This is a genomic window from Proteus sp. fly-1013 (assembly GCF_040140245.1).
Taxonomy (GTDB): Bacteria; Pseudomonadota; Gammaproteobacteria; order Enterobacterales; family Enterobacteriaceae; genus Proteus; species Proteus mirabilis_B.
Window position 1 is genome coordinate 159682 of sequence record NZ_JBEEWD010000006.1, and the last position, 23945, is coordinate 183626.

Annotated in this window: 24 protein-coding genes; 16 read left to right on the plus strand and 8 right to left on the minus strand. The window is 39.9% G+C overall.

Annotated features, from left to right (window positions below):
• Window positions 1-92: 92 nt before the first annotated feature.
• From cmoB to ABN236_RS12985, 3 genes are all read right to left on the minus strand, one after another.
• Complete coding sequence (gene cmoB / locus ABN236_RS12975) at window positions 93-1067, minus strand: tRNA 5-methoxyuridine(34)/uridine 5-oxyacetic acid(34) synthase CmoB (protein WP_194950580.1); 975 nt, start codon at window positions 1065-1067, stop codon at window positions 93-95.
• A complete protein-coding gene (gene cmoA, locus ABN236_RS12980; protein ID WP_349474163.1) occupies window positions 1067-1819 on the minus strand; it encodes a carboxy-S-adenosyl-L-methionine synthase CmoA in 753 nt (250 codons plus the stop codon). Before cmoA ends, cmoB begins: the two co-directional genes overlap by 1 nt.
• A gap of 187 nt (window positions 1820-2006) precedes the next feature.
• On the minus strand, window positions 2007-2405 hold the full coding sequence (locus tag ABN236_RS12985; RefSeq protein ID WP_023582071.1) for an MAPEG family protein: 399 nt from the start codon (window positions 2403-2405) through the stop codon (window positions 2007-2009).
• Between the two features lie 266 nt (window positions 2406-2671).
• Here ABN236_RS12985 and aspS point away from each other — a divergent pair, with 266 nt between their 5' ends.
• From aspS to ruvB, 6 genes are all read left to right on the plus strand, one after another.
• Window positions 2672-4456 carry an aspartate--tRNA ligase gene (aspS, locus tag ABN236_RS12990; protein WP_349474164.1) on the plus strand — a complete coding sequence of 595 codons (1785 nt, stop codon included), beginning with the start codon at window positions 2672-2674 and terminating at the stop codon, window positions 4454-4456.
• Between the two features lie 3 nt (window positions 4457-4459).
• Complete coding sequence (nudB, locus tag ABN236_RS12995) at window positions 4460-4894, plus strand: dihydroneopterin triphosphate diphosphatase (protein ID WP_349474165.1); 435 nt, start codon at window positions 4460-4462, stop codon at window positions 4892-4894.
• Window positions 4895-4921: 27 nt separating this feature from the next.
• The gene (locus ABN236_RS13000; RefSeq protein WP_023582074.1) at window positions 4922-5677 is read left to right on the plus strand and encodes a YebC/PmpR family DNA-binding transcriptional regulator; all 756 of its coding nucleotides are present in this window, start codon (window positions 4922-4924) and stop codon (window positions 5675-5677) included.
• Between the two features lie 124 nt (window positions 5678-5801).
• Window positions 5802-6323, plus strand: coding sequence for a crossover junction endodeoxyribonuclease RuvC (gene ruvC / locus ABN236_RS13005; RefSeq protein ID WP_006536599.1), 522 nt, complete (start codon window positions 5802-5804; stop codon window positions 6321-6323).
• A 103-nt stretch (window positions 6324-6426) separates the two neighbouring features.
• Window positions 6427-7047, plus strand: coding sequence for a Holliday junction branch migration protein RuvA (ruvA, locus tag ABN236_RS13010; RefSeq protein ID WP_075671063.1), 621 nt, complete (start codon window positions 6427-6429; stop codon window positions 7045-7047).
• A 12-nt stretch (window positions 7048-7059) separates the two neighbouring features.
• Window positions 7060-8067 carry a Holliday junction branch migration DNA helicase RuvB gene (gene ruvB / locus ABN236_RS13015; RefSeq protein ID WP_102949499.1) on the plus strand — a complete coding sequence of 336 codons (1008 nt, stop codon included), beginning with the start codon at window positions 7060-7062 and terminating at the stop codon, window positions 8065-8067.
• Between the two features lie 93 nt (window positions 8068-8160).
• Here ruvB and znuB read toward each other — a convergent pair whose 3' ends face one another.
• Both znuB and znuC read right to left on the minus strand, forming a co-directional pair.
• Entirely contained in the window at window positions 8161-8946 is a 786-nt protein-coding gene (gene znuB / locus ABN236_RS13020) for a zinc ABC transporter permease subunit ZnuB (protein WP_088495456.1), read from the minus strand.
• Window positions 8939-9664 (minus strand): zinc ABC transporter ATP-binding protein ZnuC, encoded by a 726-nt coding sequence (znuC, locus tag ABN236_RS13025; RefSeq protein ID WP_088495457.1) that lies wholly within the window; start codon window positions 9662-9664, stop codon window positions 8939-8941. The genes znuB and znuC overlap by 8 nt, the downstream gene beginning before the upstream one ends.
• A gap of 74 nt (window positions 9665-9738) precedes the next feature.
• Here znuC and znuA point away from each other — a divergent pair, with 74 nt between their 5' ends.
• The 3 genes from znuA (at window position 9739) to lpxM (ending at window position 13101) form a co-directional block, all read left to right on the plus strand.
• Entirely contained in the window at window positions 9739-10683 is a 945-nt protein-coding gene (gene znuA / locus ABN236_RS13030; RefSeq protein WP_088495458.1) for a zinc ABC transporter substrate-binding protein ZnuA, read from the plus strand.
• A gap of 12 nt (window positions 10684-10695) precedes the next feature.
• Window positions 10696-12021: a murein DD-endopeptidase MepM gene (gene mepM, locus ABN236_RS13035; RefSeq protein ID WP_088495459.1), complete on the plus strand. Its 1326-nt coding sequence runs from the start codon at window positions 10696-10698 to the stop codon at window positions 12019-12021.
• Between the two features lie 105 nt (window positions 12022-12126).
• Window positions 12127-13101, plus strand: a complete 975-nt coding sequence (gene lpxM / locus ABN236_RS13040; RefSeq protein ID WP_349474166.1) for a lauroyl-Kdo(2)-lipid IV(A) myristoyltransferase — start codon at window positions 12127-12129, stop codon at window positions 13099-13101.
• 80 nt (window positions 13102-13181) lie between these two features.
• Here lpxM and pyk read toward each other — a convergent pair whose 3' ends face one another.
• On the minus strand, window positions 13182-14624 hold the full coding sequence (gene pyk / locus ABN236_RS13045; RefSeq protein WP_088495460.1) for a pyruvate kinase: 1443 nt from the start codon (window positions 14622-14624) through the stop codon (window positions 13182-13184).
• 231 nt (window positions 14625-14855) lie between these two features.
• On the minus strand, window positions 14856-15698 hold the full coding sequence (locus ABN236_RS13050; protein WP_088495461.1) for a MurR/RpiR family transcriptional regulator: 843 nt from the start codon (window positions 15696-15698) through the stop codon (window positions 14856-14858).
• Between the two features lie 351 nt (window positions 15699-16049).
• Here ABN236_RS13050 and zwf point away from each other — a divergent pair, with 351 nt between their 5' ends.
• From zwf to ABN236_RS13070, 4 genes are all read left to right on the plus strand, one after another.
• Window positions 16050-17525 (plus strand): glucose-6-phosphate dehydrogenase, encoded by a 1476-nt coding sequence (gene zwf, locus ABN236_RS13055; RefSeq protein ID WP_088495462.1) that lies wholly within the window; start codon window positions 16050-16052, stop codon window positions 17523-17525.
• A gap of 574 nt (window positions 17526-18099) precedes the next feature.
• A complete protein-coding gene (gene mdtJ / locus ABN236_RS13060; RefSeq protein WP_349474240.1) occupies window positions 18100-18540 on the plus strand; it encodes a multidrug/spermidine efflux SMR transporter subunit MdtJ in 441 nt (146 codons plus the stop codon).
• Between the two features lie 2 nt (window positions 18541-18542).
• On the plus strand, window positions 18543-18875 hold the full coding sequence (gene mdtI / locus ABN236_RS13065; RefSeq protein WP_023582084.1) for a multidrug/spermidine efflux SMR transporter subunit MdtI: 333 nt from the start codon (window positions 18543-18545) through the stop codon (window positions 18873-18875).
• A 146-nt stretch (window positions 18876-19021) separates the two neighbouring features.
• Window positions 19022-19879 (plus strand): SDR family oxidoreductase, encoded by an 858-nt coding sequence (locus ABN236_RS13070; RefSeq protein WP_349474167.1) that lies wholly within the window; start codon window positions 19022-19024, stop codon window positions 19877-19879.
• A 34-nt stretch (window positions 19880-19913) separates the two neighbouring features.
• On the opposite strand, the gene ABN236_RS13075 is transcribed toward ABN236_RS13070, so the two are convergent.
• Window positions 19914-20258, minus strand: a complete 345-nt coding sequence (locus ABN236_RS13075) for a RidA family protein (RefSeq protein ID WP_088495465.1) — start codon at window positions 20256-20258, stop codon at window positions 19914-19916.
• A gap of 85 nt (window positions 20259-20343) precedes the next feature.
• Here ABN236_RS13075 and yoaA point away from each other — a divergent pair, with 85 nt between their 5' ends.
• From yoaA to ABN236_RS13090, 3 genes are all read left to right on the plus strand, one after another.
• Window positions 20344-22287, plus strand: coding sequence for a DNA repair helicase YoaA (yoaA, locus tag ABN236_RS13080; RefSeq protein ID WP_349474168.1), 1944 nt, complete (start codon window positions 20344-20346; stop codon window positions 22285-22287).
• Window positions 22288-22379: 92 nt separating this feature from the next.
• A complete protein-coding gene (gene tsaB / locus ABN236_RS13085) occupies window positions 22380-23081 on the plus strand; it encodes a tRNA (adenosine(37)-N6)-threonylcarbamoyltransferase complex dimerization subunit type 1 TsaB (RefSeq protein ID WP_194950572.1) in 702 nt (233 codons plus the stop codon).
• A 92-nt stretch (window positions 23082-23173) separates the two neighbouring features.
• On the plus strand, window positions 23174-23770 hold the full coding sequence (locus ABN236_RS13090; RefSeq protein WP_349474169.1) for a Slp family lipoprotein: 597 nt from the start codon (window positions 23174-23176) through the stop codon (window positions 23768-23770).
• Window positions 23771-23945: the final 175 nt, after the last annotated feature.

Genomic DNA, 23945 nt, shown 5'->3' on the forward strand with positions numbered 1-23945 from the left:
TTAAATATTTAGATTGATATGGAAAAAAGGATATCTTGATAAGATACCCTTTTTGTAATGATTATCTGTAACACACTTAAAATAAATAAAACTTAAGGCTTAGTTGCAATTAATATCGCACGTTTAGGTGCCGGATAACCTTCAACTGTTTTTGTTTTATCATCAGCATCTAAGAATGCCTCTAATGAATCCGTTACCATCCAATCCGTTTTACGTTGTTCATCAAGAGAGGTTGTGTTTTCATCGACAATGCGCACATCTTTAAAGCCACATTTCTCTAGCCAAACTTTCAGCATTTTTGCAGATGGAATAAAGTACACATTACGCATTTGCGCATAACGTTCACCCGGGATCAGACATTGGAATTCATCACCATCAACAACGAGGCTTTCTAATACTAATTCGCCACCAGACACTAATTGGTTCTTTAATTGCCATAAATGATCAAGAGGTGAGCGGCGATGATAAAGTACACCCATAGAAAATACGGTATCGAAGGCATTTAATTCTGGCATTTGCTCAATACCAACAGGAATTAAATGTGCGCGTTGGTCATTACCTAATAATTTTCTGACTGCTTCAAATTGACATAAGAAAAGTTGAGTAGGGTCGATCCCGACAACAAATTCTGCGCCTTCACCTAACATTCGCCACATGTGATAACCACTGCCACAACCAACATCTAATACTAAACGGCCTTCAAGTGGTGAAAGATGCGGTAAAACACGATCCCACTTCCAATCAGAGCGCCATTCTGTGTCGATATCGACGCCATAAAGTGAAAATGGACCTTTACGCCACGGCATTAAATTTTTTAAAACGTTGCTTAATCCCAGTTGCTCGCCTGCACTTAATGCTGGAGTATGCTGAGCAATCACACCATTTTTTAAGTCAATCTCAGTAGGGGCAATCTCTGGCAAGCCATCAAGCATTCTTTCCCATGAGGAAAAGTGACCGTGTAACGCATTTGAGCGCCATTCTGATAATTGAGCAGGTAATGTATCTAACCAATGAAATAAGCGCTCATCTTGCGCAATAAGTTGATAAAACGAGCCAAAATTAATCATTAATTATTGCCTTTAATCGCTAAAAGAGAGCCGAAATTAAAACATTGGAACCAAACTTCCGCATGTGGGAAACCTGCATTATGTAAGCGAGTTTTATGCGTTTCAACAGAATCGGTCAGCATAACATTTTCTAACATGCTACGTTTTTGGCTAATTTCTAATTCACTGTAACCATTAGCGCGTTTGAAATCATGGTGCATATTAAACAGTAACTCATCAATTTCTTTATCTTCAAAACTGAATTTTTCAGAAAGTACTAACACACCGCCGGGATTAAGACCTTGGTAAATTCGGTTTAATAATATTTGGCGATCGTTTGGTGCTAAGAATTGCAAGGTGAAGTTAAGTACGACCATTGAGGCGTTGTTGATCTCGATATCAAGAATATCACCTTCAATAATATCAACGGGTGTATCTGCTTTATAGGCATCAATATGACGCTGACAGCGTTCTACCATTGCCGGTGAATTATCAACACCAATAATTTTGCAACCAGTGGCATCAATATTACGACGCATGGAAAGGGTTGCTGCACCTAAAGAACAGCCTAAATCGTAGACTTGGCTATTGGGTGTAACAAAGCGACCTGCAAGCATACCAATCATGGAGATGATATTAGAGTAACCCGGTACTGAGCGTTTTATCATATCAGGAAACACTTCAGCGACTTTTTCATCAAAGCGCCAGTCACCAAGGTTAGCGATAGGTGTCGCAAATAAGCTGTCTTGTTGTGATGATTTTGAATTCGACATAACTAAAATAGGTTTAAGGAATAAAAGAAGCCAGCATTCTACCAGAAGCGACGGTGCTCACAAAGTTGCATTATTTAGAAAGAAATTGGAAAAAATAAATAAACCTTTTTGATACCTTGCCGTTATTAGACACAACAGCAAGGATGTCGGTTTTGATCATGGATGATCATGTTATTCCCGCGAGGACTTAGTAATAAAAGGAAAAGATTTGTATCCAAGGAAGGAAATAAATATTAGCAATGATCATCAATACCATTGATAAGTAAGTGGCTGCCATGCCTGAACGACGCCAGCGAAGTTCACGGTGTTTTAATCCATAAGAGTGTAAAAAACGACCTGCGATTAAAATTGAGCCACAGATGTGTACCATCCAAACAAAAGCACCATTCATTTCCATGACCAGCAATAAGATCATGGAAATTGGAATATATTCTACCGCATTGCCGTGAACACGGATGGCTGTTTGTAATTCATAAAAGCCACCATCACCATAAGCAACCCGATATTGTGTCCTGAGTTTTACGACATTGAGGGACAATTTAATCAATAATAGTGCGCCCAGTACGATATAAAGCGAGCTAACCATCTTTTCTCCATTGCCAAAGCCAAAAAACGGCGAATTTAATGATAAACCTCAAAGCGACTTCTGTCGCTATAAATAATTATTATTAATTAATTGTTTGGGGATTAGCAAATCCTTGAAAAGATGTATCATATAAACTAGGTCTATACTCTTATCTCCGGGAAGAATTTTCGTTATAATGTCTGCCTTTTTTTTGACACTACTCGAAAAAGACTATTGCCAAAATTTCCGCAGCAGAAAGCACAACAAGCTGAGTAAAAGGATATTGTATGCGTACTAATTATTGTGGGCAGTTGAATAGCGCCCATGTGGGCCAAAAAGTGACTCTTTGTGGTTGGGTTAACCGTCGCCGTGACTTAGGTGGACTTATCTTTATTGATATGCGAGATCGCGAAGGTATTGTTCAAGTCTTCTTTGACCCAGAGCAGAAAGAGGCATTTTCTCAGGCTTCAGAACTGCGTAATGAATTTTGTATTCAAGTCACAGGAACAGTACGCGCTCGTCCTGATAGCCAAGTTAATAAAAATATGGCAACAGGTGAAATTGAGTTAGCGGCAGAATCTCTGTCTATTTTTAACCGTTCAGAGCCATTACCGTTAGATAGCAATCAAACAAATACTGAAGAGCGTCGTTTAACTTATCGTTATTTAGACCTACGTCGCCCTGAAATGTCAGATCGCTTAAAAACCCGTGCTAAAATCACAAGCTTTGTTCGCCGTTTTATGGATGGTGAAGGTTTCCTTGATGTTGAAACCCCAATGCTGACAAAAGCGACACCAGAAGGCGCGCGTGACTATTTAGTTCCAAGCCGTGTACATAAAGGTAAATTCTACGCATTACCACAATCACCACAGCTTTTTAAACAGCTACTGATGATGTCTGGCTTTGATCGTTACTATCAAATCGTAAAATGCTTCCGTGATGAAGACTTACGTGCTGACCGTCAGCCTGAATTTACACAAATCGATGTTGAAACCTCTTTCATGAGTGCAGACCAAGTGCGCGAAGTGATGGAGCGTATGATCCATGCATTATGGTTAGATGTTCTGAGTGTCGATTTAGGTGCGTTCCCAGTAATGACTTTTGCTGAAGCAATGCGTCGTTATGGTTCAGACAAACCAGATTTACGTAACCCAATGGAACTTAAAGACATCGCTGATTTAGTCAAAGATGTTGAGTTCAGTGTATTTGCACAAGCGGCAAATGATGAAAGATGCCGTGTTATCGCATTGTGTGTACCGGGTGGTGCATCATTAACCCGTAAAAATATCGACGAATATACACAATTTGTTGGTATTTACGGTGCTAAAGGTCTTGCGTGGATGAAAGTCAACGAAAGCGCGAAAGGTATTGAAGGTGTACAAAGCCCAATCGCTAAATTCCTGACTAACGATGTTGTTAACTCAATTTTAGAAACAACAGGCGCAACAGACGGCGATTTGATTTTCTTTGGTGCAGGTCGTAAAGGCACAATGAGTGATGCGATGGGCGCTCTGCGTCTGAAAGTGGGTCGTGATCTTGAACTGACCGATTTAAATGCATGGAAACCATTGTGGGTTATCGATTTCCCAATGTTTGAAGAAGATGAAGAAACCGGTAGCTTAAGTGCGATGCACCATCCATTTACTTCTCCAAAAGACTTATCACCAGCTGAACTGACTGCACACCCAGTAGGTGCTGTGGCAAATGCGTATGATATGGTTATCAATGGTTATGAAGTGGGTGGCGGTTCAGTGCGTATTCACCGTAATGAAATGCAACAAGCGGTATTTAGCATTTTAGGTATTGCACCGAATGAGCAACAAGAGAAATTTGGTTTCTTATTAGATGCGCTCAAATTTGGTACTCCACCACATGCAGGTTTAGCATTTGGTTTAGACCGTTTAGTCATGCTGTTAACGGGGACTGATAACATTCGTGATGTTATTGCTTTCCCTAAAACAACAGCCGCTGCGTGTTTAATGACTAATGCACCAAGCTTTGCTAATGAAGATTCTTTAAAAGAGTTAGCGATTGCAGTGACTCAAAAAGAAGTTAGCGAAGATAAAGAGTAAATGATGAAATATAAGCGCCCGATATCCGTTTTAGTTGTTATTTATGCAAAAGAGACCAAACGGGTGCTTATGCTAAAGCGTCGAGATGATCCTGATTTCTGGCAATCTGTGACAGGGAGCTTAGAAGAGGAAGAAACGCCTTTTCAAACGGCATTACGCGAAGTGCAAGAAGAAGTTGGAATTGATATCATAAAAGAAAATCTTGAGCTGGTGGATTGCCAACGCTCAATTATTTTTGAGATTTTTGCACATTTTCGGCATCGTTATGCACCAGATGTTACACATTGTCAGGAACATTGGTTTACATTAGCACTGCCCGCAGAGCGGGATATTGTGCTAACTGAGCATTCACAATACCAATGGCTAGACGCGCCACTGGCGGCAAAATTAACAAAATCCGCCAGTAATCAGCAAGCGATTGAAGAATTTGTTATTTAATGATTAGACCACGTTTGGAGATATTTCATGGCAGGTCATAGTAAATGGGCCAATACAAAACACCGTAAAGCAGCGCAAGATGCGAAACGCGGTAAAATTTTCACTAAAATCATCCGTGAATTAGTTACAGCAGCACGTTTAGGTGGTGGTGATCCTGCAACTAACCCGCGTTTACGTGCGGCAGTTGATAAAGCATTATCGAACAACATGACTCGTGATACCTTGAACCGTGCAATTGCACGCGGTGTGGGTAATGATGAAAACGATAATATGGAAACCATCATTTATGAAGGCTATGGCCCAGCAGGTACTGCTGTGATGGTTGAATGCTTAAGTGATAATCGTAACCGTACTGTTTCCGATGTTCGCCATGCATTTACCAAAACAGGTGGTAACTTAGGAACTGATGGTTCTGTATCTTACCTGTTTACCAAAAAAGGTGTCATTTCATACGCACCGGGTGTTGATGAAGATGCTGTTATGGAAGCTGCGTTAGAAGCGGGTGCGGATGACGTTGAAACTTTTGATGATGGCGCTATTGATGTTTACACCACACCAGAATCTTTTGGTGAAGTAAAAGATGCGATGGATGCAGCAGGTTTTGTGGCTGAATCAGCAGAAGTTTCGATGATCCCATCGACTAAAGCAGAATTAGATATTGAAACTGCACCAAAATTAATGCGTCTTATCGATATGCTAGAAGACAGTGATGACGTGCAAGAAGTGTATCACAACGGTGATATCTCAGATGAAGTTGCAAAACAACTGGAAGATATCCTGTAATCGTTCTAGCGATTATCGAAAATAACGGTGTTTAACGCTGTTATTAAAAGTGCGAAGAGAAGAGCAGAGCAGATTTTTTTGCTCTTTTCTCTCGCCATCGACCATATCGGCAACAGGAATTGATATGGCTATTATTCTAGGTATAGACCCCGGTTCGCGTGTTACAGGCTACGGTGTAATTCGACAGCAAGGGCGACAACTCATCTATTTGGGAAGCGGTTGTATTCGCACACAAGTTCCCGACCTTCCTAATCGACTTAAACGTATTTATGCTGGTGTTAGCGAAATTATTACTCAATTTTCGCCAGATGTGTTTGCCGTTGAACAAGTGTTTATGGCAAAAAATGCTGACTCGGCACTCAAACTTGGGCAAGCGCGTGGTGTAGCAATACTTGCGGCAGTTAATAACGATTTACCTGTTTTTGAATATGCAGCTCGCCAAGTTAAACAGACCGTTGTGGGTACAGGTGCGGCTGAAAAAAGCCAAGTGCAACATATGGTGCGTTCAATATTAAAATTATCCGCGGCACCACAATCGGATGCAGCCGATGCATTAGCAATTGCGATTACACATTGTCACTTTAACCAAAATTTATTACGTGTAGGTGATCCGCGTCTGGTTTTAACGCGAGGTCGGTTAAGATAAGTTATTATCTTGGCAAATGTCTTTGGTTTTTCACAAGCTGGATATACGTCCAGCTTTTTTTATGTTATAAACTTGACGTAATTATTTTTGCGGAGGCGTTAGGGTGATAGGTCGTATCAGAGGAATTATTCTTGAAAAACAGCCACCAGTGGTGCTGATCGAGGCAGGTAATGGTGTAGGTTATGAAATCAATATGCCAATGACCTGTTTTTATGAATTGCCTGATATTGGTCAAGAAGCCATTATCTACACGCAATTTATCGTGCGCGAAGATGCACAATTACTTTATGGTTTTAACCAAAAACAAGAGCGCGCACTCTTTCGTGAATTAATTAAAGTCAATGGTGTGGGGCCTAAACTTGCTTTAGCCATTTTATCTGGCATGTCTGCTCGCCAATTCGTGACTGCTATTGAAAATGAATCTATCACTTCATTAGTGAAATTACCGGGCGTAGGTAAGAAAACCGCTGAGCGTTTAGTGGTTGAAATGAAAGATCGCTTTAAAGGTCTTAATGGTGATTTATTCGAAAATAGTGATATCGAGTTACCAGAAAGCACTTCACCTAAAGCGCCAAAAGCGGCTGATATTGAAGCTGAAGCCTCTGCTGCATTAATCGCATTAGGCTATAAACCACAAGAAGCTGCAAAAATGATCAGCAAAGTGGCAAAACTGGGTACAGATAGCGAAACGCTTATTAAAGAAGCGTTGCGCGCGGCTATTTAGGAGTAACACATTGTGATTGAAGCAGATCGCCTGATTTCAGCAGAAATTCAACAACCTGAAGAAGAAATTATTGATAGGGCTATTCGCCCTAAATCTCTCGCCGAATATGTTGGGCAACCGCAAGTTCGAGAACAAATGGAGATTTTTATTCAGGCGGCTAAATTGCGTCATGATGCGCTCGATCATTTGCTTATTTTTGGACCTCCCGGATTAGGTAAAACCACCTTAGCAAATATTATTGCTAATGAAATGGGTGTTAATTTACGCACGACATCAGGTCCTGTGCTTGAAAAAGCCGGTGATTTAGCGGCTATGCTAACTAACCTTGAACCTCATGACGTGCTGTTTATTGATGAAATCCATCGTCTTTCACCGGTTGTTGAAGAAATTCTTTACCCTGCAATGGAAGATTATCAACTCGATATCATGATTGGTGAAGGACCGGCGGCTCGCTCAATTAAAATTGATTTACCTCCATTTACCTTAGTGGGTGCAACCACACGAGCAGGCTCTTTAACGTCTCCATTGCGTGACCGTTTTGGTATTGTTCAACGTCTTGAGTTTTATAATGTTGACGATCTTCAGCACATTGTCTCTCGCAGTGCTAGTTTTATGGGATTAGAGATGACAGACGAAGGTGCTCGCCAAATTGCTATGCGTTCACGAGGTACTCCACGTATTACTAATCGACTATTGCGCCGTGTGAGAGACTTTGCCCAAGTAAAAGGCAATGGTGCTATTGATGAAGAAATTGCGTCTAAAGCGCTTGATATGTTGAATGTGGATGCGGCAGGTTTTGACTATTTAGATCGTAAACTTCTTTTTGCCATCATTGATAAATTTATGGGTGGCCCAGTAGGATTAGATAACCTTGCAGCAGCTATTGGTGAAGAGCGTGAAACTATAGAAGATGTATTAGAACCTTATTTAATTCAGCAAGGTTTTATTCAACGCACACCAAGAGGTCGAGTTGCCACTAATCACGCCTATCGCCATTTTAATCGTATTGTAGAAGACTAAATTTACGTTCTGTCATTTATCATAAATAAAAAATAACCCTTGATGGAGTCATTTCATCAAGGGTTATTTTTGTATTAAATTTGGATTATTTGATTACTGTTTAGTAGGTGCAAATAAACTCAAGATAAATAGACAACTCGCGGCTAAAACAACAGAAGGGCCCGCAGGTGTGTCATAGAAAGCAGAGAAGGTTAAACCACCTGTAATTGCCAACATGCCAACAGCGATTGCAATCAGAGCCATTTGTTCTGGAGAACGAGCGAAACGACGAGCGGTTGCTGCGGGAATGATCAGTAAAGAGGTAATGATCAGTGCACCTACAAATTTCATGGCTAAACCAATGGTTAGCGCGGTGATCATCATTAACTTTAAGCGTTCTCGTTGAATATTCACTCCATCAACAAACGCCATATCTTGATTGATTGTCATGGAAAGCAGAGGACGCCATGAGCGAATAATGACAAATAAAACAATCACAACACCAACAAAGATACTGATAACGTCTTGATAGTTTACAGACAGCAAATCACCGAACAGATAAGCCATTAAATCAACACGCACATTCGACATTAAACTGACGACCACAAGCCCTAAAGAAAGTGCACTGTGTGCCATGATCCCTAAAAGCGTATCGACAGAAAGTTGGGGTTTTAATTCTAACCAAACCAATAGAATAGCGAGAAGAAGGGTGACCGCAATAACAGCGTAAAAAGGTTCGATATTAAACAACAAACCAAACGCAACACCAAGTAGTGAAGCGTGCGCCAAGGTATCACCGAAATAAGACATACGACGCCAAACGACAAAAGAGCCCAAAGGGCCCGCCGCCATGGCTAAGAGCATACCGGCAATCCAACCCGGTAACAGCAACTCAATCATGACGACACTCCTTACTATGCTGGTGATGATGACGATAAATACCAAGTTGCTCAGCACCACGACTTCCAAACATGGCAATAAATTCGGGATGAGAAGAAACCACGTCTGGTGTGCCTGAACAGCAAATATGACCATTTAAGCAGAGGACTTCGTCCGTTTTTGCCATCACAAGATGAAGATCATGAGAAACCATTAAGATGGCACAACCTAATTCGTGACGAAGCTGATTAATCAAATCATAAAGTGCTAATTGACCATTAACATCAACACCTTGAGTGGGTTCGTCTAAAACTAAAAGTTGGGGCTGATTAAGCAACGCTCTTGCTAACAAGACACGTTGAGACTCACCACCAGAAAGTTTCTGCATAGGCTGATCGATTAATTTCGCCGCATTAACTCGTTCTAAAGCTGGGAGAATATCTTTATCATGAACACCTGGTTTTAGTGTCATAAACCGTTTAACGGTGAGTGGCATTGTGGGATCGAGATAAAGTTTTTGTGGCACATAGCCCACGCGTAGTGCATTTTGACGCTCAACTTTTCCTGAGGTTGGATTTAATAAACCAAGAACTAAACGGATAACCGTAGATTTACCCGCACCATTAGGGCCAAGTAAAGTAAGAATACGGCCTGCTTTTAGATCAAAAGAGATATCTTTTAAAATTTCTCTTTCACCAAAAGAAACACAAACCGATTTTAAACAAATCAAGTCAGACATAAAATTAGCACTTGCAGAATCATTGAAACGTTATAATATAACATTTCCAATGATGATTCACGAGAATTCTTCCTATGTTACATAAAAACAACAAATTTGCGCACCGTTTTTTATTGAAATCGTTTTTAGCTACAGCGATGATAAGCTCATTCAGTGCTTCAGTGCAGGCTGATGTCGTCGTTTCCATTAGACCACTAGGATTTATTGCTGCTGCTATCGCTGATGGAGTAACACCAACAGAAGTTTTATTACCAGATGGGGCATCTCCACACGATTATGCGTTAAAACCCTCTGATTTGAAAAAAATCACTTCAGCAGACCTGATGGTATGGGTGGGGCCTGATATGGAAGTGTTTTTAGATAAGCCATTAAACAGACTTACTGACAATCATAAGTTGGCTTTAGCGGAAACTGACGAAATAAAGTCACTTTTATTGAAAGATGATGATGACAATGTGCATAAACATGAGGAAAATCACGAACATCATTCTCACGGTGATTATAATATGCACATCTGGTTATCACCAGAGATTGCGTTGTCGTCTGCAAAACAGATCCACGAAAGGTTAATTACACTCTATCCAGATAAAAAAGAACTTCTGGACGTAAACCTAGGTAAATTCAGCGAACAACTCAAGCAAACTGATAAGAATCTTGTTAATATTCTGTCGCCTGTGAGAAATAAGGGTTATTTTGTCTTTCATGATGCTTATGGCTACTTCGAAAAACATTATAATTTAAAGCCGTTAGGTCATTTTACGATCAACCCTGAAATACAGCCGGGTGCGCAGAAATTACATCAAATACGAACACAGTTGGTTGAGCAAAAAGCAACTTGCATTTTTGCTGAGCCACAATTTAGGCCGACAGTAATAGAAACAGTGGCGAAAGGCACTGGGGTTAAAATGGGTGTATTAGACCCCCTAGGAAGTGGGATTGCTCTGACTCAAGAGAGCTATATAAAATTCCTTACCCAACTAGCTAACCAATATGCGAGCTGCCTGAATGAAACACAATAAGGAATTAAGAACGTGCAGCAGAAGAAATCCATTGCACAGGTATATTTAAGTTTACCACTCCCACATAAGATCATGCTTGGTTCGTTAACTGCAGCAACACTGGCCGTCGCAATTTGGCGACCAGTGGTTCTTCAAAATGAGCAAAGCCGAGACGTTCCTGTCAGCATCCAAATGCCTCTTGTCAATCAAGATGAAAATACAGATGACATTATCACTGACAGTAGTGATCAACTTACTGACGAAGGCTTAGTTGATGCTGATGATGGCTCTGATACAAGCACCGCAGTTGCACAAGTCCCTCATACTTATATTGTCTCTAGTGGTGATTCATTAAGTTCAATATTGACTCAGTTTGGTATTGATTCTGCTGATATCGCGACTATCTCTAATCAAAATAAAGATCTTAGAAACCTTAAAATCGGGCAACCAATTAGTTGGGAACTTGATGATAATGGGTTACTAAAAGAGTTAAGTTGGGGTGTTTCTCGCCGTGAAACTCGTGTTTATACCCGTACAGAAACGGGCTTTAAAGAGACAAAAGAGTTTCAAAAAGGTGAGTGGAAAAACAGTGTTACCACCGGTGTTATTCGTGGAAGTTTCTCTGTTAGTGCAACGAATGCAGGTTTAACTAATTCAGAAGCCCGTGCGGTGACTAAAGCATTGCAATGGCAAGTAGACTTTAAAAAACTACAAAGTGGCGATCAATTTGCAGCACTCTTTTCTCGCGAAGTGCTCGATGGCCGTACAGAACAAAGTGAACTTATTGGTGTGCGTTTACGCAGCGCAGGTAAAGACTACTATGCTTTCCTTGCTGAAGATGGTCGTTTTTATGATAGCCAAGCTGGTGGATTAGAACGTGGATTTATGCGATTCCCAACAGTGAAGCAGTTTAGAGTTTCCTCTCAATTTAACCCTCGTCGTATTAACCCTGTGACAGGTCGTTTAGCTGCTCATAAAGGTGTCGATTTTGCAATGCCAGTGGGTACACCTGTATTAGCAACAGGGGATGGCGAAGTTATTGTGGCGAAATACAGTGGTGCAGCAGGTAACTTTATCGCTATTCGTCATGGTAGCCAATACACAACACGTTATATGCACTTACGCCAGCTACTTGTAAAACCGGGGCAACGTGTTAAGCGTGGAGATAGAATTGCGTTATCAGGCAATACAGGGCGTTCTACGGGGCCTCATTTGCACTATGAGCTGTGGATCAACCAACAAGCAGTCAATCCACTAACAGCAACATTACCTCGTGCTGATGGTTTAACTGGTAAAGATAAACAAGAATATCTTGCTAAAGTAAAAGAGATTAAGCCGCAATTAGTGCTAGCCGATTGACAATAAACACGATTTTAAAGACATAAAAGCGGATGATTGATATCATCCGCTTTTGTTTTAATGTTTTTTACGCCTTATTGGGGTATCAGTTCAGAGAGTTATCTGATGAATAAAGAAAAAGATACAGATAGCAAAGCGGGTTATGTACCCACTTTTCACCGTGCATATTTGCATCCTCGTCATTGGGGAACATGGTTAGGTGCAGGTGTATTAAGTGCATTGGCTTATATGCCAGTAAAATGGCGTGATCCATTTCTTGCTTCTATTGGTCGTTTTGTTGGACGTAAAGCGAAAAGCGCAAGACGTCGTGCAGATATCAACTTGAGATACTGTTTTCCAACATGGAATAAAACGCAACGTGAAAATGTACTCGACAGTATGTTTGAAACTGCGCCTCAATCCTTTGTGATGTTAGCAGAGCTTTGCTTAAGAGGCCCTGAGCGTATATTAAAGCGCACATCTTGGCAGGGACTAGAAATCATTGAGCGTTTTAAAGAGCAAGGCCGTAATGTTATTTTTATGGTGCCTCATGGATGGGCAGTTGATATCCCTGCAATGCTGTTAGCATCAACAGGTCAGAAAATGGCTGCGATGTTCCATCATCAAAAAGATCCCGTTGCTGATTATTTATGGAATAAAGCACGTCATCATTTTGATGGTCGATTACATTCACGCGAAGCAGGTATTAAGCCATTTATTTCTTCTGTACGACAAGGTTACTGGGGCTATTATCTGCCAGATCAAGATCATGGTGCAGAGCATAGCCAATTTGTAGATTTTTTCGGGACTTATAAAGCGACATTACCCGCGATTGGGCGATTAATGAAAGTGTGCCGAGCGGCTATTGTGCCTCTGTTTCCAGTGTATTGTCATAAAACGCATCAACTTCGTATTATTGTGCGTGAACCAATGGATGATATTGAAGATAAAGATGATGAGTATATTGCACGTAGAATGAATGAAGAGTTAGAAGCTCTAGTGACACCAACGCCAGAACAATATACGTGGATCTTAAAATTACTGAAAACACGTAAAGAGGGCGAAATAGAGCCTTACGCTCGTGAGAATATTCTGGACTAGTTCTTGTCCGAAAAATAAGTAAATAAAAAACGGGCACTTAATAAAGTGCCCGTTTTGCTATTAAGATTTTGGACTCTGTGTTATTCAACCGTCAGAATACGGCATGTATTGGTGCTACCCACAGTGCCCATTTGGTCACCTTGAGTGACTAACACTAAATCACCAGAAACTAAGAAACCTTTATCACGTAAACGGCCGATTGCTTCATTAGCAGCGGCAATACCATCAGTGTGAGTACTGCAATAAACAGGTGTTACACCACGATAAAGTGCGGTCTGATTTAATGTTTTCTCATGACGAGACATTGAGAAAATCGGTAAACCTGTACTGATGCGAGACATCATGCGTGCAGTACGACCTGATTCAGTCATCGCAATAATCGCATTAACGCCTTTCATATGGTTGGCTGCATACATTGTAGACATCGCAATGGCTTCTTCTACTGTATCAAACACCATATCTAAACGGTGCTTAGAAACATTGGCAGCTGGCATTTTTTCAGCGCCTAAGCAAACTTGTGCCATTGAAGCGACCGTTTCTGCTGGATATTGTCCTGCTGCGGTTTCTGCTGAAAGCATAACAGCATCAGTACCATCTAATACGGCGTTAGCAACGTCCATAACTTCAGCACGAGTTGGCATTGGATTTGTTATCATTGATTCCATCATTTGAGTAGCAGTGATAACGACACGATTAAGCTGACGAGCACGACGAATTAATTTTTTCTGTACACCCACCAGCTCAGGATCACCAATTTCAACACCTAAATCGCCACGAGCAACCATCACCACATCAGAAGCAAGAATGATTTCATCAATGATTTCATCATTAGCAACCGCTTCAGCACGTTCTACTTTAGAAACGATTTGGCATTCACAGCCTGCATCACGGGCTAAACGGCGAGCAAGGTTAAGATCTTCACCTGTTCTTGGGAATGAAACGGCAAGGTAATCAACACCGATTTTTGCAGCAGTGATAATGTCTTGCTTATCTTTTTCTGTTAATGCATCGGCAGAGAGGCCTCCACCGAGCTTATTAATGCCTTTATTGTTAGATAAAGGACCACCGACAGTCACTTCAGTAAAGACTTTTAAACCATCAACTTTGAGGACTTTTAACTGAACTCGACCATCATCAAGAAGTAAAATATCGCCTGGAACCACGTCAGCAGGTAAGCCCTTATAATCGATACCCACTTGATTTTGGTTGCCTTCGCCTTTTTCAAGCGCTGCATCAAGTAAGAATTTATCACCGACATTCAGGAAAACTTTTCCGTCTTTAAAGGTAGATACACGGATTTTAGGACCTTGTAAATCCCCGAGGATAGCAACATGGCGACCTAATCTTGCAGCAATTTCACGCGTACGATTAGCGCGAGCAAGATGGTCTTCCGCAGAACCATGAGAGAAATTTAATCGAACAACATTTGCGCCAGCAATAATAATTTTTTCTAAGTTATTATCACGATCTGTTGCTGGGCCTAAGGTGGTAACAATTTTTGTTCTTCTGAGCCGTCTGGACATGTATTACTCCGTTGACCTTGAACGAAAGGTGTTGGCAATTGGATAAAACAGAAATCAGATTGTGCTTTACCCAATATGTTAAGTGAAACGCTTCAAGCTAATTGCAACATACACTACTGTTTTCATTATATGCGAGAGTTAGCTCGCAGATATGCTACCATTTTTCAAAAACTTATCTAGTCAGGGGCACAAATTGAAGTGTGACAATACTGACAGAATAATTAAAAACGGTTACTTATCAAACCGTGAATCACGTAAAGCTTCTTTGACGCGCTTCAAGTTATCTCTGAATTTTGGTCCTCGGCGTAAAATAAATCCTGTTGCGAGAACATCAATAATAGTGAGTTGAGCAAGGCGGGAGATCATCGGCATGTAGATATCAGTATCTTCAGGCACATCAAGCAATATAGGAAGGGTAGCTTCAGAGGCTAAAAGAGAGCCCGGAGTGGTAATGGCAATGACGGATGCATCGTTTTCACGCGCGATTTTTGCGATTTCAACTAAATTCTTAGTACGTCCTGTATGTGAAATAATAACCACCACATCACCATCAGTACTATTTATGCAACTCATACGTTGCATAACAACATCATCAAAATAAGTGACAGGAATATTAAAACGAGAAAACTTATTCATGGCATCGTGAGCAACGGCTGCTGATGCACCTAAACCAAAAAAAGAGATTTTTTTAGCTTGCGTCAAAATATCAACTGCACGATTGATAGCTGCGATATCAATATTATTTTTAACATTTTCAAGTCCCGCCATTGCGGATTCAAAAATTTTATTGGTATAAGAAGAGACGGTATCGGAATCATCAATATTACGATTTACATAAGGCGTACCGTTGGCAATGCTTTGTGCTAATTGTAATTTGAAATCAGGAAATCCTTTTGTTGCCATACGTCGGCAAAATCGATTAACAGTGGGTTCACTGACATCAGCCGTTTTAGCCATTAAGGCAATACTTGAATGGATAACGGTTTGTGGCGCAGTTAAAACAGCCTCTGCGACTTTTTTTTCTGATTTACTCAAGATGTCCAGATTAGACTGAACCCTTTCCAATATATTCATTAAATATACAGATCCTTGGCTTTGCCAATTTCAATAAAAGGAGAAATCTATAACGGTTTTATGAAAATATACTACGCAAAGAACAAGGCTTGCAGTGTAAACCATCGGTAAACAGGGCTTTTTTCGTTAAAGTATGACGTGTGTCTAACTTTCAAAGCTGAAAGCAAGATACAAAACTGTTGTAAAGTTACAAGAAAGGATAAAACACTAGGCATAAAATGAAGCATTACAATATGTGTGGTAAGTTAGGGACTAAAATGTGCAAGTGTATTTACTGAATACATCCAAAAGAGTACATTAATACAAAATTCTGTAACAAAATTACAAAATCTCATCATGAGGAGACGTTCTATGGCAGCGATATCGACTGCTCAGGCCTGTGATCTGGTTATCTTCGGTACGAAAGGGGATCTAGCACGCCGTAAGCTCATTCCATCATTATATCAATTGGAAAAAGCAGGATATATTCACCCTGACTCTCGCATTATTGGTGTCGGTCGTGCTGATTGGGATGTTGAGGCATATAAAAATGTCGCTCATGAAGCGTTAAAAACCTTTTTAAAAGAAGAAATTAACCCTGAAATTTGGCAACGTTTAAGTGATCGCTTAGATTTTTGTAATCTTGATGTTAATGAAACCGACCATTTCATTGAGTTATCAAAGCATCTAAAACAAGATAAATTACCGGCTATCTATTACTTTGCTATGCCTCCAAGCACCTTTAGTGCGATGTGTCAGGGATTAGGTCATGCAAAATTAAACAAAGAGCCTAATCGTGTCGTAATGGAAAAACCATTAGGGACTGATTTAGCGTCTTCGGTTTCTATTAACGATAGTGTGGCGAAATACTTTAAAGAGACACAAATTTATCGTATTGACCACTATTTAGGTAAAGAAACCGTTTTAAACTTATTAGCACTGCGCTTTGCAAACTCACTATTTGTCAACAACTGGGACAATAAAACGATTGACCATGTCCAAATTACGGTTGCAGAAGAAGTGGGTATTGAAGGGCGTTGGGGATACTTTGATCAAGCCGGTCAAATGCGTGATATGGTGCAAAACCACCTATTACAAATCCTGACTATGATAGCGATGTCACCACCTGCTGATTTAACGGCTGACAGTATTCGCCAAGAAAAAGTGAAAGTCTTACGTTCATTACGCCGTATTGATAACACCAATATTCGCGAAAAAACGGTTCGTGGACAATATACTGGTGGTTTTGTACAAGGTAAAAAAGTACCTGGTTATCTTGATGAAGAAGGTGCCAATAAAACCAGTAATACAGAAACATTTGTGGCAATCCGCGCTGATATTGATAACTGGCGTTGGGCAGGTGTTCCGTTCTATCTAAGAACAGGTAAACGTCTACCAAGCAAATGTTCAGAAGTTGTGGTTTATTTTAAAAAGCCTGCGCTGAATATTTTCAGTGAGACTTATCAAGAGTTACCACAAAATAAGCTGACTATTCGTTTACAGCCAGATGAAGGCATCGATATCGAAGTGCTAAATAAAGCACCGGGACTCGATCATAAACATCGTTTACAAACAACCAAGCTGGACTTGAGTTTCTCTGAAACATTCAATCAAACGCATTTAGCGGATGCTTACGAACGCTTATTGTTAGAAGCCATGCGCGGGATACAAGCGCTATTCGTGCGTCGTGACGAAGTAGAAGAAGCATGGAAATGGGTGGATTCAATCATTAACGCATGGGAATGCGATAATGAGTTACCTAAGCCATATCAAGCAGGCACTTGGGGACCTGTGGCATCTGTTGCCATGATCACCCGCGATGGTCGTTCTTGGAATGAAATTGAATAACTGATTTTGATTATCCATTCTAAAAAGAAAACACCCAGCTATGCTGGGTGTTTTTGTATCGAATAAATATCTTTAAGCATAATTACAGCAATTTAGATGAATAAAACTGCTGAAGGATCGTAAAACTACTGATTAACTATGCAATCTGATTTTAGCTAGAAACTAAAACTTAAATAAAACCAATCAATTAACAAAAAAATTTTGCTGAAAGACGTTGCTTTAAATAATTTGGCATGATAGAAATATCATGTAACATTTAACCATCTTATATGAGGGTTCGGAGTATATCGTGCGGATGGTCTGTGCGATGAAAGAATAAATAATCATGACTAGCGCCAAAAGCGTCAAAGTTAAACGTTCTACCTATAAGTTATTCCTTTCTGCTATTTTATCCAGCGAACACTACTGGTGTGGCGCATTATAGAAAACTCTCATCTTAATTCCTGAGTTATCAGGAAACGACGTTGCCTTAACGTTCGGCTACTATTGCCGCCAGAAAGACTATCTACATATTCTCTATCTTCTGCGCAAGAAACGTTTTGGCGTATTTCGAGTGTGTATGAGAGATGAAAAAATGATTTATTGGATATTTTTAGCATTAGCTATTGTTTGTGAAGTTATCGGTACTTTATCTATGAAGTACGCCAGTGTGAGCGGTGGTTACACCGGTATGATTGTGATGTGGTTAATGATTGCCACTTCCTATATCTTTTTAGCCATAGCCGTTAAAAAAGTGGCATTAGGTGTAGCATATGCACTGTGGGAAGGTATTGGAATTGTCATTATTACAACATTCAGCGTTCTGTGGTTTGGAGAATCACTCTCACCATTAAAATTAGGCGGTCTAGCAATGTTAATTGCAGGGATCACGCTTATCAAATCAGGTACTAAAAAATCGGCTGTTGCTAAGAAAACAACAGAATCGGTAAAAAGTATTGCTGGTAAAGCCAAGCACGTTGCCAGTGCTGTAAAAGGAGCGAATAAGTCAATTCCTGCCAATATCAAGGAGGCTTAATTATGTTAGCTCAATTTGAATGGTGGCACGGTGCGTTTTTAATACTTGCCGTAGTGCTTGAGATTGTCGCGAATATATTCTTAAAAATGTCTAACGGTTTTAGCCGAATGGGATTAGGAATATTATCACTGTTTTGTGTGTTAGGTGCTTTTAGTGCACTAGCAATGGCAGTCAAAGGAATAGAGCTTTCGGTAGCTTATGCACTTTGGGGAGCATTCGGAATTATTGCAACTATCGCTGCCGGTTGGATTTTATTTAATCAAAGACTCAATTATAAAGGATGGGGTGGAATTATATTATTACTAGTAGGTATGGTAATGATTAAGTTTGCCTAAATCTAATTAACTTAATGAATGAGATATTGATAAAAAAGAATCTAATTATCACAGCAAAATAAGTGACATTAAAAAAGCTGAGTTCTTATGAATTCAGCTTTTTTGTTTTTATGCTATTCTTTTTATTGTTTAAACAAGGAGAATATATGAAACGGATATTAGTCGCTGGGGCAACAGGTTATTTAGGACGATTTCTTGTACAAGAACTAAAAACACAAGGTTATTGGGTACGTATTTTAGTTAGAAATCGCCAGCAAGCGACACAGTTTACGAATATTGATGATGTTTTTATTGGTGCAATAACAAATCCTGACCAAATAAAAGATCTTACTAAAGATATTGATTGTGTTATTTCTACAGTAGGGATCACTCGGCAAAAAGAGGGATTAACCTATCTGGATGTTGACTATCAAGCGAATGTAAACCTTCTTGAAGAAACTGTTAAATCACAAGTTAAACAGTTTATTTATATCTCCGCCATAGATGGAGATAAATACCGCCAATTAAAAATCTTTGAAGCTAAAGAGCGTTTTGTCGATAAATTAAAACAATCTAATTTATCGTATTGCGTTATTCGACCTAATGGCTACTTCAGCGATATGGGAGATTTTTTGCAAATGGCTTCGGCGGGAAAAGTCTATTTATTTGGTTCGGGTGAACAAAAAATTAATCCTATCTCAGGTAAAGATCTAGCCCAGTTTGTAATTAAAATGATAGGGCGTAATACGAAAGAAATTTCTGTGGGTGGACCTGATATTCTGTCATTAAATCAAATTGCTGCACTTGCAGGCGTTGCATTAAATAAAAAAGTAAAAATTATTCATCTACCTGACTTCTTAAGAAAAATGACTATTTTTATATTGCGCCATTTTACTTCTCAAAAATTTTATGGGCCTTTTGAGTTTTTCTTAACATTCATGGGAAATAGCCATATTGGTGAGAGCTATGGCGATGAGCATTTGTCAGATTACTATCTTGATTTAGCTAATAAATTCAAAAAATAAGCACCTATAGAAAGTAGGTGCTTATTAAATATTTTTACATTGCCGCAATAATTTTGATTTCGACTTTATATTCAGGGTGCATTAATTGTGCTTGTACAGTACAACGTACAGGTGCGCTACCTTTGGCAACCCATGCATCCCATGCTTTATTCATACCTTCAAAATCGGCTTTATCAGCTAAAAAGATTGTTACATCAAGAATTTTAGTTTTATCAGAACCTACACGTTGTAACAAAACATCAATTGCCGCTAATGTATCTGCTGTTTGTTCAATAATATCGCCTGATAAATTCTCTGGCACCGCAGTGTAATAAATAGTGTCGTTATGAATAACGGCTTCAGACCAGCGATCTTCAGGGTCGATACGTTTAATTGTCATTATGAATTCTCCTTTGTATTAACGGCATAGGTGGTACTTTTGGTTATCCACTGGCATAATTTACGTCTTATTTTATAAAAAGAGTATGCCTGTGTCAGACGATTTTGCAGAAAACGGGATTTTAACCCGAACTATTACAGGATTTCATCCCCGTGAAGCTCAACGACAAATGGCGAAATCAATAACGGAAACTATTGATAAGCAAGGTGTACTTATCGCAGAAGCGGGTACGGGTACCGGAAAAACGTATGCCTATCTTGTACCGGCTTTGCGTTCGGGTAAAAAAACTATTATCTCAACAGGCTCTAAAGCCTTGCAAGATCAATTATATAGTCGAGATTTACCTACAATCATTGAAGCGATTAATTATGATGGTAATACAGCATTATTAAAAGGGCGCTCTAACTATCTTTGTTTAGAACGACTTGATCAGCAAATGCTCAGTGGTGGTGATCTGGAAGCTGAAGTTTTGTCTGATGTCATGTATGTACGCCAATGGTCAACACAAACAGAAGATGGTGATGTTAGCCGTTGTCATAGTGTTGCTGAAGATAGCCGAGTTTGGCCTTTAGTCACCAGCACTAACGATAACTGCTTGGGAAGTGATTGCCCTCGTTATAAAGAGTGCTATGTTCTAAGCGCACGTAAAAAAGCAATGGATGCAGATGTCGTGGTGGTTAATCACCATTTATTTATGGCGGATACTGTTGTTAAAGATACTGGTTTTGGTGAGCTAATTCCGGAAGCTGAAATTATGATCTTTGATGAAGCCCATCAAATTCCAGATATTGCTAGCCACTACTTTGGACAACAACTTACCAGTAGACAGCTATTTGATCTCGCCAGAGATATGACGGTTGCTTATCGCACAGAAGTAAGAGACCAAGTTCAGTTACAAAAAAGTGCTGATAGATTAACACAAATGGTGATGGATTTTCGCCTAGTGTTAGGTGAAACAGGCTATCGAGGAAACTTACGTGAGCTATTGCAAGGTGGCGAAACAAAACGTTTTCTTACGTTACTGGATGATGCCTTAGAATTGAGTTATGACGTAATGAAACTCTCGTTAGGGCGAAGCCAATTACTTGATAGTGCTTTTGAACGTGCCACTGTTTACCGCAATCGCTTAAAACGCCTGATTGACACCACAATTCCGGGTTATAGTTACTGGTTTGAAAGTTATGGTCGCCATTTCTTATTAGCTATCACACCATTGTCTGTTGCAGATAAATTTCGCGAATTAATCAAATCGCATAAAAGCAGTTGGGTATTTACCTCAGCAACACTTTCTGTAAATGAGCAGATGTCTTATTACACAGATAGATTAGGCTTAGAAAATGCGACAACACTGATTTTAAACAGCCCATTTGATTATCAACATCAAACATTACTCTGTGTACCGCGTTATTTACCACCATTAAATCAGCCTTATACAGCGAAACGTTTAGCCGCTATGCTAACGCCCGTTATTTTAAAGAACCAAGGCCGCTGTTTTTTCCTCTGTACCTCACATGCCATGATGCGTGGACTTGCTGAAGAGTTTAAAGCCAGTTTGCCATTACCTGTATTGATGCAAGGAGAAATGAGCAAGACGCAATTACTGCAAAAGTTTGTTTCATCAGGAAATGCGCTTTTAGTTGCGACCCAAAGTTTTTGGGAAGGCGTTGACGTGCGTGGCGATACGTTGTCTTGCGTGATTATTGATAAATTACCCTTTACAGCACCTGATGATCCTTTATTAAGAGCACGTATTGAAGATTGTGAATTGCGAGGCGGAGATGCTTTTAGAGACGTCCAAATTCCTGATGCTGTTATTAGTTTAAAGCAAGGTGTTGGGCGATTAATTCGTGATGTACACGATTATGGTGCAATTATAGTTTGTGATGATAGGTTAGTTTCTCGTGCTTATGGCGAAGTTTTTTTAAGCAGTTTGCCTCCGTCACCTCGCACGCGTTCACTCGAAAAAACAATGAATTTTTTGAGCCAACGCGCACAGCAGAATGTAATACAAGAAATATCGGATTCATAATAGCGATCGCACAGAATGTGTGTTTATTCTGTTGAACACTATTATGATATTATTCTTCCTCTTTTAATTATCGAATTTGCCGGAGTTATGGCGTGTCACTGCGAATTTTAGCAATTGATACTGCAACAGAATCTTGTTCAGTTGCAGTTTGGAATGAAGGCGTTGTTGCTTCACGTTTTGAAATCTCACCTCGTGAACATACACAAAAGATTTTACCTATGGTGAAAAGCGCCTTAGAAGAAGCAAACATCACATTGCAATCATTGGATGTTCTTGCTTTTGGGCGAGGTCCCGGAAGTTTTACAGGTGTTCGCATCGGTGTAGGTGTTGCACAAGGTATCGCGTTAGGTGCAGAGTTGCCAATGATTGGTATTTCATCACTTGCCACAATGGCTGAAGGTGTCTTTAGAACAACGGGTATTAAACAAGTTCTTGTAGCAATAGATGCGCGTATGGGTGAAATTTATTGCGCTCAATATCAGCGTAATGATGCAGGTGTTTGGATGGGCGAAGACACTGAAGCGGTGATGAAACCTGAGCAATTTATTGAAGCATTACAGTCAACAACAGGAACATGGGCAATTGCAGGTACAGGCTGGCAAGCATATCCTGATTTAAAAGAGGCACTGCCTTTCACTGTTGTTGAAACTGAGATCACGCTTCCCGCTGCACAAGATATGTTACCTCTTGCTGTAACTGCTTGGCATGAAGGTAAAGCCACGAAAGTTGAAGATGCTGAGCCAGTTTATTTACGTAATGAAGTGACGTGGAAAAAATTGCCTGGTCGTGAATAGATTTAGAAGTATCTATTAGAAGCCGAAGAGTGAAGCTAGGCTATAATATTATTATAGAGTAACGTTAATATTGACTTGCAATGAGGTGGTTTATGAACAGACAATTAAACTACCGTTTGGTAAGCAAAGCGCTATTTCTATCTAGTGCTTTGTTTCTAGCGGGATGCGTCTCTATACCTGAATCAATAAAAGGTACATCAGCTACGCCAGTGACTAATTTAAATGGCGTTTTTGCTGCACCTGAACTTTATATTGGTCAAGAAGGGCGTTTTGGTGGACGTGTGATTGATGTTAAAAATCTTCAATCATCAACGCAGCTAGAAATTGCCGTTATGCCTCTTTCTCAATACGATGCTGCACCAGAATTGAAACAGCCTTCTGTTGGGCGTCTCTATGCTAATGTTATGCATTTCTTAGATCCCACTGATTATAAAAATCAATATGTAACTGTTGTTGGTACTATCAAAGGTGTTGAAACTGGCAAAGTTGGTGAGGCGAGTTATCCATTTTTACGTATTGATGTAACAGGTATAAAACGTTGGACACTGACACAGCAAGTCATTATGCCCGCACCTGTTATGACATGGGGATATTATGGCGATGGTCCATATTGGGGCTATCACCATGGATATGGCGGTTACGGTGGATATCCATATGGAACTGGTCAGGTCGTGCCCGTTTTAGAATAAAAAGTGGGTATTAGATCGCATGACGATATAATATTTTATCTCCATTTGTATGAAACGGTGTATAATCAATATCTATAATATATTAGGTAACTATCTAATAGAGTTATTAAAGTTGAATAAAAATAAAAGAGAGGGCGGTTTTGACCGCCTTCTTTTTTGTTAATCTAAAAATAAA